At 62.6% G+C, this 17,063-nt stretch carries 11 protein-coding genes; 9 read left to right on the top strand and 2 right to left on the bottom strand.

Annotated features, from left to right (window positions below; genetic code table 11):
- Positions 1-156: 156 nt before the first annotated feature.
- The 5 genes from NV348_RS15710 to NV348_RS15730 all read left to right on the top strand — a co-directional run bounded on the left by NV348_RS15710 (position 157) and on the right by NV348_RS15730 (position 5,205).
- On the top strand, positions 157-1,551 hold the full coding sequence (locus NV348_RS15710; protein ID WP_280185020.1) for an AlbA family DNA-binding domain-containing protein: 1,395 nt from the start codon (positions 157-159) through the stop codon (positions 1,549-1,551).
- Between the two features lie 221 nt (positions 1,552-1,772).
- Entirely contained in the window at positions 1,773-2,369 is a 597-nt protein-coding gene (locus tag NV348_RS15715; protein ID WP_280185021.1) for a DUF6907 domain-containing protein, read from the top strand.
- A 966-nt stretch (positions 2,370-3,335) separates the two neighbouring features.
- Positions 3,336-3,620 carry an Lsr2 dimerization domain-containing protein gene (locus NV348_RS15720; RefSeq protein ID WP_342216403.1) on the top strand — a complete coding sequence of 95 codons (285 nt, stop codon included), beginning with the start codon at positions 3,336-3,338 and terminating at the stop codon, positions 3,618-3,620.
- A gap of 196 nt (positions 3,621-3,816) precedes the next feature.
- Positions 3,817-4,221, top strand: coding sequence for an aspartate 1-decarboxylase (gene panD, locus NV348_RS15725; RefSeq protein ID WP_280185031.1), 405 nt, complete (start codon positions 3,817-3,819; stop codon positions 4,219-4,221).
- Positions 4,222-4,260: 39 nt separating this feature from the next.
- Positions 4,261-5,205 carry an ornithine carbamoyltransferase gene (locus NV348_RS15730; RefSeq protein WP_280185022.1) on the top strand — a complete coding sequence of 315 codons (945 nt, stop codon included), beginning with the start codon at positions 4,261-4,263 and terminating at the stop codon, positions 5,203-5,205.
- Here the strand turns inward: NV348_RS15730 and NV348_RS15735 are convergent.
- Together NV348_RS15735 and NV348_RS15740 are read right to left on the bottom strand one after the other, a co-directional pair.
- On the bottom strand, positions 5,197-6,018 hold the full coding sequence (locus NV348_RS15735) for a TrmH family RNA methyltransferase (RefSeq protein ID WP_425296736.1): 822 nt from the start codon (positions 6,016-6,018) through the stop codon (positions 5,197-5,199). The two genes, NV348_RS15730 and NV348_RS15735, sit on opposite strands and share 9 nt — an antisense overlap.
- A 230-nt stretch (positions 6,019-6,248) precedes the next feature.
- Entirely contained in the window at positions 6,249-7,631 is a 1,383-nt protein-coding gene (locus NV348_RS15740) for an IS1380 family transposase (protein WP_280185026.1), read from the bottom strand.
- A 367-nt stretch (positions 7,632-7,998) separates the two neighbouring features.
- On the opposite strand from NV348_RS15740, the gene NV348_RS15745 reads away from it, so the two are divergent.
- The 4 genes from NV348_RS15745 (at position 7,999) to NV348_RS15760 (ending at position 17,026) form a co-directional block, all read left to right on the top strand.
- Positions 7,999-9,306, top strand: coding sequence for a pyridoxal-phosphate dependent enzyme (locus NV348_RS15745; RefSeq protein ID WP_447147611.1), 1,308 nt, complete (start codon positions 7,999-8,001; stop codon positions 9,304-9,306).
- Positions 9,303-10,367, top strand: coding sequence for a hypothetical protein (locus NV348_RS15750; RefSeq protein WP_280185029.1), 1,065 nt, complete (start codon positions 9,303-9,305; stop codon positions 10,365-10,367). The genes NV348_RS15745 and NV348_RS15750 overlap by 4 nt, the downstream gene beginning before the upstream one ends.
- A gap of 3 nt (positions 10,368-10,370) precedes the next feature.
- Positions 10,371-11,534, top strand: a complete 1,164-nt coding sequence (locus NV348_RS15755) for a threonine synthase (protein WP_447147612.1) — start codon at positions 10,371-10,373, stop codon at positions 11,532-11,534.
- 173 nt (positions 11,535-11,707) lie between these two features.
- On the top strand, positions 11,708-17,026 hold the full coding sequence (locus tag NV348_RS15760; RefSeq protein ID WP_280185004.1) for a non-ribosomal peptide synthetase: 5,319 nt from the start codon (positions 11,708-11,710) through the stop codon (positions 17,024-17,026).
- Positions 17,027-17,063: the final 37 nt, after the last annotated feature.

The raw sequence follows: 17,063 nt of genomic DNA on the forward strand, positions 1-17,063 counted from the left end.
GGCAGCCGGATTCGTGAGAGCGACCGCGAATTGGGGACTGTCGTCCATACGCCGTCGGTGTCGAACCCATATCCGGTGGGTGCGAAGGCAGGACAACCACGCCGACCGGACGTGGACATCGTGATCGTGTGCTTGGGTGAGTGGAGAATCTGTGGGATGCAGAGCTTTCCCCGACTCAGCAAGGTCCTGGGCGCGCGTGTCGACGACATCACCGCCGCCGTGATCGACCGCGCTATTCAGACGCAGGTGCCCGAGGCGTCCGATCTCGACTGGAAACAAGCCCACTACTCGGGGAACGACGCGGGGAAAAGGGAGTTCGCCAAAGACGTCACCGGCCTGGCAAACGGCACCGGCGGCATATTGGTGATCGGAGTGAAGGGCGGTTCCCGGGCGTGTGAGTCCACACCGGTCGAGATCAGCGAGGCGATCACGCTGCGATACGAACAGGTGTGCCGTGACCGGATCTTCCCGTATCTGCCGGGAGTCGAAGTGCGTGAGGTCGAGAAAGAAGACGGCGCCGGCTACTACGTGATCATCGTCAATCGCAGCGCCGACGCGCCGCACGCGATGAGGGTCGGAGACGACGGCCATACCTTCCGCTACGCCGTCCGCATCGGCACGACCACCCGCTACCTCCATGAAGCCGAGATCGCCGCACGCTACCGCGACCGGTTCGTCTCGCAGGCCCAACGCGCGGAAGCGCTGGATCGAGTGCACGCCGCCGGACTCGAGCGGCTGCCCTCGGACTTCCCACGAATCGCGCTGTCGCTGCACCCGGCCATCGACGGGGACCTCGGGATCGGATCCAAGGCTGTCGCCGCCGTGGAGGGCTTCGTCAACACCTGGATGGCCTACACCTCGTCCCCCGTCGAGACCTTCCGGACCCACCACCGGGTGGTGCCCGGAGTTCGCCGGGCGATCATCAACCCCGACGTCGGTATGACCGCCACGGTCTCGCAGCCGCACGCGCAACTGCACTTCAACGGAGCAGGGTTCGCAGCCCTGGCAACCCCGCGCCGCGAACCCGCATTCACCGCGGACGCGGTGGCCCGAAACGCCGACAAGATCATGCAGGACTACCTCGAACTGCAAATCCTCACCCTCGTCTCACTACTGAGCCATCATGCGGTCAACACCGGCAGCACCGGCGACTGCACTCTGCGCGCACAACTGACCCTCGCCACGCAATTCAACGCTCATGACGAGAAGACACCGAGCCCTGCCGTGGTCCTCGCGTCGGTCAGACAGGCAGACGGGACCGGATTCGTCCACGCCTACGACGAGACCACCTTGCCCGTGCGGCGCAATCCCGGCCCGATCGAGATCGCGTTCGACGCCGACGAACTCGTCACCGATATCGCGGCGGTGATCATCAGCGCGTACGCGGTGGCGTGTGACGTCCTCGCCGAATTCGGAATTGCGGAACCGTGTGTATTGAAGCCGGACGGCACCCTCGCCACCGGCCGCATCGTCGACGCCGGACTCCGCACCGAAGTCGAGCATTGGGCCGACCAGCCTGGCGCGCAAGAGACGTCCACACGAGCACTGTGAGGTGCCGCGTTCTGTTGCGGATCGGCCTCTTCATGCGGGACTCTGATCACTGTGCGTGCGAGGTGTCCCTGATGCCGATTTTTGAGCGACTCTGTCTCAGTACAGAGGCTCTCGCCGCGTCGATGACTCAGCCGCCTAGTCGGTCACCGTGTTCGGACACTAGAGTTGAGTCTGTCGGGCGCGGGACGGGTGTCGGCTATGAAGTACGGGGAGCAGTAGTTGTGGCCGTGAATCTTTCGTGCCCGCCCTGGTGCCAGTCGCACCGGGCGCGGGAATTGAACAATCCCAGCGCTGGCTTCGTCCATTGCGGGCCAGAATTGGTGCTGGACATTGCCGAAGTCGTGGTCATCGGCGTAGTTCGTCGCATCTCGGTCCAGGTCACTGCCCGCGACCACGGGGAAACGCGCAAGTGTGTGATCGAAATGGTCGACCCGCATGGAGTCGGGATGGAATTGACCGCCAATCAAGCCCGGCAGGTAGTGCAGATGCTCATCGACGCCGCGGATGTCCGACTGACCTCCGCCGACGGCGAGTGCCCCTCATGGTGTCTGGAACATACCGACCCCGATCCGGACGATCCTGACGACGAGCGCGAGCATCGAGGCCCGTTCCGAGCAATGGTCGTCGCTGGCACACACGAACCCAGTGTCGCGCTCGGGGTGCGGGTGCGCGCGTTCGACGAAGAAGACGGGCGCCGGGTCTCGCTGGATATCCTGGTGCAATCGGTCGCAACGGAGCTTTGGGCGGCAGAAGCGTGCAAGCTCTCGGCACACTTGCTCGACTGCGCGGATCTGGCCGAATTAGTGGAAGTCGCATAGCTCTAAACGGTTGTCGACTTTTTCGCCGTAGCTGAGATCGGGATACATGTTACCGCAGCCGTGAGTTCTGGCTGTGTACGTGGCGGTGTCTATAAAATGCCTCCCATAAGCACCCTCCGCAGATGAAACGCACTGTTCTCGTGCACGCTATTCGAGTTGCCCAAGTACGTGTCGACATTGGGGTAGGTCATCACTATGGGTGGGGGTGACCGCGGTGGAGCCTTCGGTGAGTAGTCAGCGAGTTGATCGGCTGTCACTTGTAGTGCATCAGCAAGTTTGGGCCGCATCCCGGCTTGGGCTCGCTCCTGCCGCCTTCCCAACGGACCACGGTTGACCGCTCCACCTTGAGGCAGTCATCCGCCGTAAGTCGAGGCACCTGCAGCGCATTCAGCGGGCTGGTGATCATGCAGTCGACCGACTGCGAATCGAGATGGTCGAGCACATCCAGGCAATCCCCAAGTTAGAGAGATATGGGCCACTGGAGTGGTACGGCACCTGCGCTGCCGGCGTCACTGAAATCCTTTCGCAAGCAAATAGTTCAGAAGTCCGACCGCACTCACACCCCAGCCGCTGGAGCGGCGTTACTGCGGGACCGGTTGCAGCGCAGATGACTTGCCCGCGCATTTGCCGGATCCAGAGCAGGTGCGGATGGGTACTGACCGGATAGAAGTGATCAGCCTCGAAACCATCCGGCGCGAACCGAGGCGCTTCATAATTGATCGGCTGCCCGGCACCGCCAGCACGGAAGCCGTCTGGATCTGAGATCGGCGACGATGGCCCGCCACCGATGGGTCTGGCGCGGATCCATCGCTACCGATCCTCGCGGGTGGGGCAGCTACCGGTGGCGGTGCTACCCGGATTAGGAGTTGTGGCGGTGGTTACTGCATGTCGTGTGAATGAGCCTTCTCGATCACCGTCTACGCTTGCCTGTTCCGGCAGTCTTACGAACGTGAAGGGACAAAGTACGTGGCAAGGAAGGTCACCGTCGAGCTGGTCGACGACTACGACGGCCAGTCCAAAGTCGAGGGGACCGTCGTTTTCGGACTCGACAGCACGACCTACGAGATCGACTTGTCCGTCCTGAACGCCAGCGCGCTCCGCGGTTCTTCGAGCAGTGGACGCCACATGCCCGCAAGGTGGGGCGAATCCCCAAGGGCAAGAGCGTGGCTCGGTCTGCGACAAGTCGCGAGCAGACCCAGGCGATCCGTGAGTGGGCCCGCCAGAACGGCTGCCGCAAACTTACGGCGCTAAACAGCGAATCAGGACACTAGCCGCATATGTGCAGGATCTCGATCCTCGCACGCTCGAAGATCTCCGCGACCAGCGCCGTTCCCGGCTCCACGCCGCGTAGCCGCACGATGGCTTCGGCTGGTGCGCTGTACCTTTCACAAGCCGAGCGATATAGTCACGGACGTCACGCAATGAGAGACGAAGGGGGTGGTTGATTTTGATGCGCACGATGCTCAAATCAAAAATTCACCGAGCCACTGTCACACAGGCAGAACTACACTACGTGGGCTCCCTCACGGTGGATTCGGAGTTGATGAAAGCCGGCAATCTGATCGCCGGAGAGCAGATCCACGTCGTAGATATCACCAACGGGGCGCGATTGGTGACATATGTCATCCCCGGCGAGGCTGGTTCGGGAGCGATCTGCGTCAATGGCGGTGGGGCACACCTGATGCATCCCGGTGATCTCATCATCATCATGTCCTACGCGCTGGTCGATGAACTCGAGGCAACACGATTCGAATCCACTGTGCTTTTCGTCGACGACAACAATCATCCTATCGACGAGGACACGGCACGTGGCGCGGTATCGCCGTTCGCGGTCGAAATACCTCAGGCGTGACTCATCCCTCGAAGTGGATCGATAAGAAATGGACGTGCTATGAGCACCGGCCACACCCGCCATTTGATATCTCTTCGGGACCTGACTCGAAAAAACTTGGACGAGATCGTCGACCGAGGCCTGAAGGTGGCCGCGGGCGACTTCGACACCACTCGGTTGAAAAACCACGTAGTAGGGGTCTATTTCACCTTGACATCCACCCGTACAAGGACAGCGTTCACGACCGGTGCTCAGCGTCTTGGTGCGCAGGTCATCGGCTATGGGCCCGATGACCTCCAACTCAATACGGGCGAGACGCTGGAAGATACGATCCGAGTTTTGTCTCGTATGTTGGACGTCCTGGTAGTCAGGACATCATTGGACTCGCTCGCGCTACGTGCTGTCGCCGAGGCGCAAGAGGGTATGGCGGTGATCAACGCGATGAGTGACGACGAACACCCGACCCAAGCTTTGGCCGACTTGTTGACATTGCGGCGATACTTCGGTCGAATCGAGGGATTGAAAATCCTCTATATGGGCGAAGGGAATAATACCGCCAGCGCCTTGGGTTTGGCGATCAGTCGATATCCGGGAGCCGAACTACATCTCCGAACTCCGAAAGGTTACGGTGTCCCGACGCAGATACTTGCCGAGTCGAACCGGCAAGATCGAATGGGTACCGTTGTCGAGAAACACGACCTCACCGATCTGCCGGACGAAGTCCATGTTGTGTACACCACCCGTTGGCAGACAACAGGAACCAGAAAACCAGATCCCCATTGGAAGTCTACATTCAGTCCGTTCCGAGTCGACGAAAGGCTGATGGCTCGCTACCCCGATGCCATATTCATGCACGATCTACCCGCGCATCGCGGAGAGGAGGTGGATGCCGCCGTCATCGACGGCACCAGAAGCATTGTATTCGACCAGGCGGCCGGCAAGCTGTACAGCGCGATGGCAGCCCTGGAGTGGTGTCTGTCGGAGAATGAGTGCGGGTCACTCTAGGTGCCAGCGCTCCATTTGCGCCCGAGCTTCGTACAATAGCACCGCCGCTGAGATCGACACGTTCAGCGAATCCGCCGATCCCATCATAGGCACGAATACACGCTTGAAATCCGGCTGATACCAGGCTTTCGGAATCCCATACTTCTCGGCTCCGAGGACGATTGCGTTACGCTTTCCACGGTATCGGTACGCTCGGTAGTTCTTTGCGTTGTCGGTGTCCGCCAGATAGACCTCGAACCGTTTCGACCGGAGCCAGCCGACCGCCTCCTCCGGAGAATCGAACTCGATGACCGGTATCCGAAGAACCATGCCTTGACTCGCCCGAAAAAGCTTCGGGTGGGTGAGCCTGGTGCGTCGGTTGGTCAATACTATGCAGTCGACTCCACACCCTTCTGCGGTGCGGATCAGAGTACCCAGGTTGCCTGGTATCTCCATTCCGTCCGCGACGAGCACAAGCGCTGACTGCCCGAGCCGTATATCACCCGGCGACCATTGAGGCAGAGGAGCCAGCGACAGCAGACCATCCGGCTTATCCCGTTCAGAGATGCGCTCCAGTGTCTTTTCCGAGATCTGGTAGCTGGATCGCGCGATGGACGCCACCTGTTCCGCACGCTTTCTGGCTTCATCGCCGTACGCCGCTTCTGGACACCAGAAAAAGGTATCGATATCGACAGCATTTTCCAGCAGGAGATTATGCGCCCATAGTCCTTCGGCGATGAACAATTTGTTAGGGTTAGGCGCCGAATTCCTCTGTATGGCCATTACCTGCTTTATCCGCGGATGCCCCAGGCCAATCGGTTGAAAATCTGTCATACTCAAACCCTCCGACTTATATGTGCGGTAATGATGGACAAGCCGACCAACCCCGAGCCTAGCCTCGATCTTTCGCCGGGCCTTCGGCCCGGCGTGATCGGGTTCGGATTGGGTTTTCGCTGCTGATCAGCAGCGTATGGGCAATCGAGGTTGGCCCGGTCAGCGGGTTGGCTGCCGGGTTCCACGAGCCCGGATTGGTCCTTTCGTCTGGTAGGGGCGGTTGGTGGTGGTCAGCCGGGTTGCAGGCGGCGGATGGCAGTGGTGAGCAGGGCGGTGTGCGGGGCATGTCGCGGTAGGCGTAGCCAGGTGCGGTGGGCGTGGCGGGTGATGCGGGCGGGGAGTGAGAACAGTTGCAGGCGGAGGGTTTTCGGTTCCCAGCGGCGGGCGTCGTGGTCGTGTAATGCGATGGTTTGCAGCCAGGCGATCAGGTCCAGTGCCAGCGCGACGAGGGCCAACCAGATCCTGTTGGCGTCGAAGCCGCGGTAGGGCAGGTTGCGGGCGCCGGTGTCTTTCGCGTGCCGGATGCGGTCCTCGCAGCGGGCGCGGCGACGGTGCCGCAACTCCAGGTCCGGGAGTTGGCCGTGGCGGGTGTTGGTGACGAACGCGGTCAACCGCAATCCGTCGACGTCGGTGAACCGCAACTGCGCGCCGGGATGCGGCCGTTCTTTCCGCATGATCAGCCGCATGCCCTTCGGCCATCCGGTCAGCAGGGCCAGGTCGGTGATCTCGGCGACCCAGGCGCCAGGACGGACCTGCCCGGCGGCGTCGTAGGCCGGCGTCCACACGTGTTTCGGGACCTTGTTGATCGCCTCGACAAGGGCATCGGTCAGTGTGAAGCCCAGCGAGTACTGCACCCGCCGGGCGTGGCAGTAGGCCACGAACTCGTGGGTGCCTCCACCAGCATCGGTGCGCACCAATACTTTTCGACCGACGCGGTAGCCCGGCTGCCAGGGTAGCTGGGCGAGCGCGGCAGCGAGGACCTGCTTGTGATCGGCGGCGGTGTTGGCTCCGGCATTCCCGGGCCGCAGCATCATCGCCGCCGGCTCGCCGGTGCCCTCGGCGCCGTGGTCGATGAACGCGAACAGCGGGTGGAAGCCGAACCCCTTCTTGAACGTCGGCGCGGCGTTCTCCTTGTCCGAATGCACATCGAGCAGGCTCGCATCCAGATCAATGGTCAGCGGATGCTGTTCGTCGATTTCGTGATCGGGCGCATACTTGCCCGCACGAGCCCAGGCCCGCGCCCGTGCCGTCGCGCGGGTAGAAGCGATGGCCGACAATACCTTCGACGCATCAGCGGCCAGCGCGGCGATCGTCCGTGACACCGTCGGATCCGAGGCCACCGACCCGAAAACCTCGGGCTCGCAACGCAACAGCGCCAGATCCGCCGCGCAGTCACCGCCGATCGCGATCGACACCGCCAGATCCAGCACGATCTTGCCCGGATCATGCACTGCCAGGGACTTACGCCACGGTGCCAGCGCCGCCGACAGCGCCCGATCCAACCCGGCCCTGGCCGCGACACGCAGCAACGCCACCGCCCCCGCTTGCGACACGACTCCCGAACCGTCCCCGCCAATTTTCAGCGACGGGTACCACGACGTAGACTTCTTCACCGAGAGGGTGCTCCTGCAACTGCGTACTTCGATCCTAGACAAGTCGAATTGTTGCAGTTCAGAGCACCTTTTCGCTAATTACGGCACGAAGTGCCGGAATTAGCGTGAATGGGGGAGGCTAGCCGTCCGAGTCGGATATGAACGAGGCCGACCACGGGCGCCCTGCCCCACTCGGCCGAGCGAGGTCGTCCCGGTCGCGAGCGGTCTCGACACCTGTGGCGCTAGTTCCGGGTCGACGGCGTACGACCACCGGCAAGCATCACGTGCCCGCAGATCACCAGGCGGTAGTGCGACCCGGAGGCTTTCGGTTCCCGAGAACGCCGAGCTTGCAGGACAGGCGATCACAGCGATTCCTCACGACGGACGGATGTCGCGGCGAGAATCTATCCGTCTCCGGTCTCTCGGTCCAACTCCCGCATCTCCAACGGTCTGTCGCTCAGAGACTTCTGCGACGGCACACGCAGACCGTCGCCTTTGTCGCCGAGTTGACCTGATCGGATCTCAACGACCCGCTTCCGGGCGGCCGACGCCCGGATCGGCGGCACACAGCACCCGCCGATCTGCCGGAGATGAGCTATCCTGGGCAAGCGCTCGCGGCGTCAACATCTTCGACCAGGCGACAGACAGCGCTATATCAAACGGGGGTTGGGTGAGTCAGCAGTTGGCGCGTATCTCGTTGAGCGACGCGAGGACCGATAGTCCATTGCGTTCACTGAAGATCCATTGGCAACACACCTGGTGCCGATTGCGGCTCAAACTGGAGATGTACAACCCGACAGGGTCGGTGAAGTACCGGACCGCCGTCGGCTTGTTGAGTTCGCTCGACGCGACTGCACCAATAGGAGAGGGCACTCGCGTCATCGAATCGACCTCCGGCAACCTCGGAGTCGCACTTTCCGCGATCTTGTCCGGAATGGGCGCGCAGTTCATCGCCGTGGTCGATCCGAAACTCTCTCCTGAGATGCGGTCCACGATGACCGGAACCGGGGCTCAGCTGATCTCGGTCGACGCACAGGACAACCGGGGGGGCTACCTGCAGAGCAGACTCGCCTTGGTACAACAGCTTCGAGACCGTGACGCCGATCTGCGTTGGACCGACCAGTACAACAACCCGGCCAATCCCACTGTGCACAGGGAGATCTCGGCCGCCGAGCTACTCGAACAATCACGGCGGCGGATCGACGCGGTCTTCATAGCCGTGAGCACTGGCGGGACATTGGCAGGGATCAGCGAGGGATTGCGCCGAGCCCTCCCCGATGTGGATGTCTTCGCCGTCGATGTGTTCGGATCGATCGTCACCTCCGATATCGGTCGCAGCCATCTGCTGACCGGCATCGGCTCCTCTCGCAAGTCCGCCTTCCTACGACCGGGCCACCACGACCACTCGGTCCGGGTCAACGACTTCGAAGCGTTCGCATACTGTCGGTTGCTGGCCGCCGATACGGGGCTGGCGCTGGGCGGATCCAGCGGCGCGGTACTGGCGGGCTTCGTCCGGGCACTGCGATCCGGAGCCGGGTGCGAGTTTCCCGTCGCGATAATGGCCGACGGCGGCGACCGCTATCTCAGCACTCTGTATGACGACGCGTGGTTGGACAGCCGCGGCGCGCTCAACGACGTGATACGAGCGGAGAAGGACGCCCGAGACCAAGGGGCGCGATTCGAGTTGGAACCGTGAGCGACGAGAAAGAAGCAACGATGGACGATCTCCCCGCCTCGCACCTGCGCTACTTGCCTCGGTCAGCGGTCATCGAGGCGGTCGCCTCGGTGGACTCGACACAAGTAGTGAAGGACGCGTTGCTGCTGCACGCCAAAGAAGCCACTACTCTTCCTCAGGAAGCCTACCTGCCTTGGACGACGTCGAACGGTCACTTCGCGCGAAGTCTGGCACTGCCTGCCGCCCTGTGGGGTGCACGCCCCGCCCTGGGATTGAAGGTCATCAACGGTAGCCTCGGCAATCGGAATCGAGGAATTCCGCGCGCCCAGGGCCTGATTCTTCTGTTCGACCCGGAAACAGCCCACCCGGTCGTCGCCATGGAAGCGGCCTACCTCAGCGCACTGCGCACAGCGGCGTACACGGCGTTGACCGTGCAGACACTGGCGCTCCCCGATGCCGAGTCGATCACGATCGTGGGCTGCGGGGCCATTGCCGAGGCGCACCTTCGGCTCCTCGCGCACACCTGCCCTCACGCTCAATTCACGCTGTACGACCTCGTTCCACAACGCGCGCGGGATCTCGTTTCCGCGGCGGTTCGAGGCGGAGTCGTCGCGACGGCCACGACAAATATGGAGGAAGCGATTCGCGGTGCGTTGGTTGTCGTCACCACGACCACGACCACTGTCGGATACCTACCCTACGAATGGCTTGCCGCGGGCGCGGTTGTCGCGCACGTCTCCCTCGACGACGTGATGCCCGATGTCGTACGGCGTGCCGATCTCGTGGTGATCGATGATTGGTCATTGATCAGCACCGATACTCATCGACTGCTCGGCAAGATGTTCCGTGACGGCGATCTGCGAGGACCAGGCGGTGAATCGACCGCGGACACCGCGCCGACCGCTCGGCAAGTCGACGCGACGCTCGCCGATATCCTCGCGGGATCTCGCGCGGGCCGCATCGATGACCAGCAGATCGTCCTCAGCAACCCTTTCGGTATGGGTATCCTCGATGTCGCCTTGGCTTCGGCGGTCGCCTCGGTGGCCGATGAACGAGAGATCGGGACGGTCCTGGCGGTTTGACCTATGAATGAACATCGTCACACGTCGTTGAATGTGTTTCGGCCGCACTGGGTGCGCTATGAATACGATCCTTCGCTGTTGCCGAGGTCCGGATCGACGGAGCCGTTCGCCATGTGGCGATATTGCGACCTATTGCCGATCGATGATCGGCCGGTTCGGTTTCCTCTACCGGTCGGCGGCACTCCGCTGGTGGCACCGGGGCGTTTGCGGGAGTCCGATGGATTCTCACAATTGTGGCTGAAGGACGAGACTCGAACCTTCACCGCGTCCAGCAAAGACCGGGCGACCGCGCTGGTAATCGAGGATGCGCTGCGGCGAGGTGTCGACACCATCTCCACGGCGTCGACAGGAAATGCCGCCGTATCAACCGCTTTCGGCGCTGCCGCCGCCGGGATTCGCGCGATCATCTTCGTGTCCGACACCTGCGAGTCCGACAAAATCAGGCTGATGATGCAGGCCGGTGCGGTGGTGTTCACCGTGCCCGGTGACTACTCCGATGCCGTAGACCTCTCACGCGCGGCATGCGCCCGTTTCGGTTGGGTCGATCGGAACACCGGCACCAACACGTGGACTTTGGAAGCCAAAAAGACGGTGGCGCTCGAAATTTGGGAGCAGCTCGGTAGACGTGCCCCCGACGTTGTCACGGTGCCCGTCGGAGATGGGCCGACACTCGTCGCGATGCACAAGGGTTTCGTCGAATTGGTCGCCTGCGGCGCTATCGACAACGTACCGAGGCTCATCGGTGTCCAGTCCTCCCATTGCCCGCCGTTGGTCCTCGCCTGGTATGGAGAAGAAGTAGCGCCGGAGTCGCTCGATCCCTCGGCCACCTCGGCCGACGGTATCGCCGTCACGCGACCCGCGATGGGCGCGGAGGTCCTCGACTGTATCCGCGACAGTGGCGGTACGCTGGTCGCCGTCGACGATGTCGCCATCACCCACTCCATGAATCGTTTGGCCGGCCGTGCCGGCATCGGCGCCGAGCCGGCCGGGGCCGCGGCCCATGCCGGACTGTTACGCGCCCGTCAGGCCGCGCTCGTAGGACACGACGAGACAGTAGTCGTGCTGGTCACGGCCAGAGGGTTGCGGGCCCCAGAGGGGGGCGATCCGAGCCCGACTCGGGTGCGGGACCTGGACGAGGTCGTTCGAGCATTAGAGCAGGCGGACTAATCCAACCTGCAAGCGAATTACTCTGCGCGATCAGATCATTCGCTATCGCAGCTCTCGATGTTATCCTTTGCATCGACTCTCGGGGCCGTGCGATCGCATCGCTCCGAACGGTCTTGGGGGTGAGATCGCACTTGTGCACTCCTCAGAACACGCGTGAATCGACCGGAGGCACTGTGCACGATACTCCCGGCTCTGCACGTTCGACGTTCGTCGATCTCTTGCGGTGGCGAGCCACATATCAACCCGATCGTGTATCGCACGTTTTCGCCGATGGTGATCACCGAGAAAGCCTGACCTACCAACAGCTCTGGGAGCGCGCGTCCAGGATCGGTCCACTGCTGCGGCGCCACGGCGATGTCGGCGACCGCGTGCTGCTGTTGTATCCACCGGGACTGGACTTCGTCACCGCGTTGTTCGCCTGTCTGTGCTCCGGTGTCATCGCGGTGCCTACCTATCCCGGTCGGCGATCGGATCGAATGGACCGTATCACGGCGATCGTCTCCGATGCTCAGCCGGTGGCTGTTCTCACCACCACGACAACCGCGCTGCCGCCCGCATTGGGGTCCGAAAGGGCAGCCGCGGTGATCACAACGGATTCGCGGCTGGACGATGTGGATCTCGACGTGGTCCCTCATTCGACCGACCCTCGCGCGACGGCCCTGCTGCAGTACACCTCGGGCTCTACCGGCGTTCCCAAAGGTGTGATGGTGTCCCATGGCAATCTGATGCACAACTCCGCGCAGATCGGCACCCTGTTCGGACTGGGTGCCGAGGACCGCGGAGTTCTGTGGCTTCCGCTATACCACGACATGGGTCTGGTGGGGGGCGTCTTCCAGCCGCTGTACTCGGGTTTCCCGATGACACTGATGTCTCCGATTAGCTTCGTGACCTCCCCGTCTTCGTGGCTGCGGACGATTTCCGAAATGCGCGCGACCGTGAGCGGTGGACCCAACTTCGCCTTCGATCTCTGCGTCGACCAGGTGAGTCCCGGACAGCGGGACAGGCTGGATCTGAGAAGTTGGCGGCTCGCGTTCACCGGCGCCGAACCGATTCGCGCGGACACCTTGAGTAGGTTCGGTGCTCATTTCGCGCAGGCCGGATTCGACTCCAGCAGCTTCTATCCTTGTTACGGACTGGCCGAGGCGACCCTGCTGGCCGCGGGAGGCAGCCCCACCGAATCCGCGGTAGTTACGACCTTCGACAAGGACGAGCTGGACAACGGGCTGGTGAAGCCGGTAGTGGACGACGACGCCGGGCCGGCGCGTCGGTTGGTCGGCTGTGGCCGGTCGCCGGACGACACGACCTTGCTCATCGTCGATCCGGAGACCGGGCGCCCGAGTGATGCCGACTTCATCGGTGAGATCTGGCTTTCGGGCGATAGTGTCGCGGGCGGTTATTGGAACCGACGGGAACAGTCCTCACGGGTCTTCGGCGCGTCCCTCGCCGATGGCTCGGGCCCGTTCCTACGCACGGGCGACCTGGGCTTTCTATACAAGGGTCAACTGTACGTCACCGGCCGAATCTCCGACCTCATCATCGTGCGTGGCCGAAACTTCCACCCCCAGGATCTCGAGTTCTCAATCGAACACGCGCATCCGTCATTGCGCTCGAATTGCGCTGCCGCTTTCTCTATCGACGTGGACGACCAGGAGCGAGTGGTCATCGCCGTCGAGGTCAACCAGCCGACACCGGAGACGCTGGATACGGCCGGGATCGCGGGCGCTGTCCGTTCGGCGGTGGCACGCGATTGCCAGCTTCAGATCTATGACGTCGTGCTGCTGCGCAGTGGAACGTTGCCGAGGACGACCAGCGGCAAGGTACGTCGCGACGTATGTCGGCGACGGTACCTCGACGATAATTTGGCGGTGGTATGGCGCGACGCGATCAGCCACACGACGGCAGGTTCTTCCGAGACCAGCGGTCCGGAAACTCGATACCCGCCCTTGAGCGAACTCCCCGAGTCCGTACGGTACCTTCGCCACTTGCTGAGTGCCGCTCTCCGAGTCGGAAGCGGCCACGTGGACGAGGGCAAACCCCTGGTCGAGATGGGACTGGATTCGCTCGGCGCGATTCAACTGCGGCACCGGGTGGAAACCGAATTCGGCGCGGCGCCGCCTTTGGAGGACTTGCTCGGCGGGGCCAGCCTGCTCGACCTCGCCGCATGGCTGGAATCTGCGGCAGCGAAGACCATCGCCGGGCGCTCAGCCCTGCCATCAGCCCCCAACGCCTCTGCCGATGCCCACGGCCTCGCCGCAGGGCAACGGGCCATGTGGTTCCTGCATCGATTGCATCCTGACGGGGCGGCCTACAACGTCTCGTGCGCGTTGCGCGTCACGGGCGAGCTGGACACAGCGGCGTTGCGAGCCGCGTTCGAAACGCTACTCAAGCGGCACGCGATACTTCGGACGTCCTACCAGCGGTGTGCAGGCGCGCCACGCCAACAGATCACCGATCTCGATGATGGGTGGTTCGTTATCGTCGATGCTGGAGGCTGGGATGAGGCCGTCCTGCGAAACGCGGTCAGCGGATCCGCGCACGAACCATTCGACCTGGAGCGCGGCCCGACTCTCCGCGTGCGTGTCTATACGCGGGGAGCGACTGACGGCATCGTGCTGATCAGTGGACACCACATCGCGGTCGACTTCCGCTCGATCGAGATCGTGTTGACCGAACTCGGCATGCTCTATCGGCCGGGAGTCCGAGGCGCGCCTACACTGCCCGACCCCACGTGGGTCTTCGATGATTACGCGAGGTGGCAGCGTGAGCTGCTGGCGGGCCCTGATGGACAACGAATGTGGGAATATTGGCGGCGGGCGCTGACCGGCCCATTGCCCATTTTGCAGCTTCCTCTGGATCGGCGGCGCCCGGCCCTTCGCACCTATTCCGGGGCGTCACGCGGGTTCACCCTCGATGATGGTCGGACCCGACGCTTACGTGGGGTGGCAAGCCAGGGACGAGTCACCTTGTTCACCGTCTTGTTGACGAGTTTTCAGGTGCTCCTGGCACGCTACAGTCGACAATCCGACATCATCATCGGAGTTCCGTTGGCTGCGCGGGGGCGACCGGAACTTCTCGATGTCGTGGGCCATCTGGTCAATACGGTACCTGTGCGCGTCGATCTCTCAACCGGTGGGACGTGCTCCGAACTGTTGGCGCGCACCCATCGCGGAGTCCTCGAAGCGTTGGCGCACCAAGATTTTCCGTTCCCGTTGATGGTGGAACGCTCGACTGAGCATCGTGAATCCGACCATTCCCCCATCTACCAGGTCGCGTTCACCTTCTATCAGTCCCAGTCATCCGGCGCTGCCAACGCGCTGGCGGGGTCGGCGGCTAATGCCCCTGGTCTGCGCGGACGGATCGGGATGTTGGAGGTCGAGTCCTATGCGATCCAGCGGCGAGCTGCGCAATTCGACCTTTCCCTGCATATCGCCGAGACCGGTGCCGAATTGGTTGGCGAAATCGTCTACAACACTGATCTCTTCGACGCGGTGACGGTCGACCGGATGACCGAAGATCTACATGGCCTCCTTGATTCCGTCGCCTCCGAGCGGGTGTTGTCCTCACTGCCCATGGTTTCCGCGCCGCCGTTCACAGCCGGACCACGCTTGGACACCGGTCTGACTCCGGTGCACAAACAGTTCGAAGCCACAGCCGCGCGCGTCGGCGCCAACGAGGCGTTGCTGGATGCTCATAATGTGTTGACCTACGGCGAAGTGAACGCCGCGGCCAATCGACTAGCTCGTCGTTTGCGGTCACATGGCGTCGGTCGAGGATCGCTGGTCGGTGTACTGCTGGACTCCGGACCTCGACAGGTGATCGTGATCCTGGCGATCCTGAAGGCCGGTGCGGCATATGTGCCGCTCGATCCGAGCTATCCACGCGATCGACTCGCCTACATGATGCGCGACTCAGCGGCCGCTTTGCTGGTCACCGCGACAAATCACCTGGCGGAACTACACGATGTCGCCGTCGAGGTTATCTGTGTGGACGCTCCCGGCCAAACGACGGAACCATCGGAAAACCTTACTGTTGACGTGAACGCCGCTGACCTGGCCTGTGTCATCTACACCTCCGGTTCCACCGGACGGCCGAAAGCGGTGATGCTTTCGCATGGCGGACTGGCGGGCCAGATCGCGGCGTTGTCGGATCGATTGAACATCACCGAGTCGACCCGCCATATCTTGGTTCAGTCGATGGCATTCGCCGCCTCCTTGCGGCAAATACTCGCTCCGTTGAGTTCTGGCGGGTCCGTCGTCATCGTCCAGCCTCGGGACGCTGGTGACGTGCGGTCACTGTTCGACCTGATCTCGCGTCTGGGCGTCACGGTGATGTCCGCGAATCCCACATTTTGGCGGCAATGCGTCACGATCTTGGACCGAATGGACCCCGCCGCGCGTGATGAACTGCTGGACAACCGCCTTCGGTTGCTGCTTTCCGCCAGCGAACCGCTGTCCGCGGACGTCCCGCGGTGGTGGTACGACACGCTTGGGCACCGAGTTGGATTCGTCAACATGCTCGGTCACACCGAGGCATCGGGGATCGTGACGACGTTCGCGATTCCGACGGCCGCCGAGCGGACCCGTTCATCGGTAGCCGTCGGCGCACCGCTGCCGGGGGTCGAGGTCCATCTGCTCGACGAATCCCTCCAGCCGGTACCCGTAGGTGTAGTGGGTGAGATGTACCTAGCCGGCTCCGGGATCTCGTTCGGCTATTTCAATCGCCCGGGCCTGACCTCGACCAGGTTCCTACCGCACCCGCACACGCCGGGCGAACGGATCTACCGCACAGGAGATCTCGGCCGTCTGCGCGAGAACGGCACACTCGAGCATTGCGGCCGAATCGACGGCCAGGTCAAGATCCGTGGGTTCCGTGTCGAGCCCGGTGAGGTCGAAGCCGCGATCGAACAGCACCCCTGGGTACACGCCGCCGTCGTGTCCGCCTCGGTCGCCGGCGACGAAACCGTGCTGGTAGCCCACACCGTCGTCGATATGGACAACGCACCGACCGGCAGCGACCTTCGTGGGTTCCTGCTGGATCGGCTACCGCAGTATCTCATCCCATCAGTGTTCGTACCGATATCCGAATTACCGCTCAACGCGAACGGTAAAGTCGATCGCCGAGCACTCCCGTCACCGCCGCGAGAACGGTCCCGGCTCGATTCTGAATTCCGCGCTGCTTCCTCTCCCATCGAACACAGCATCGTAGAGATATGGCAGCGTGTGCTTGAGATCGAAACCATCGGCGTCGACGACAGTTTCTTCGACTTGGGTGGAACATCGACCTCACTCTCGGTCGTTCATCATCTGCTCGCCGCCGAACTAGGTATCGATCTAGCGATCGCCAAGTTGTTTCAGTATCCGACCGTTCGCGCCCTGGCGATACATCTGACCTCTACCGGTTCCGATGGGGCGGGCCATGTCGAGAAGGGTCGATCGGTCGGGTCGAGGCGTCGCTCGATGCTCGAAAACGCTCGAACCCAACGCGCACGCTGAAGAGCCGAGTCGATCCGTTGTGCCCTTCGCCGAAAGA

This window comes from Nocardia fodinahabitans, assembly GCF_052983615.1.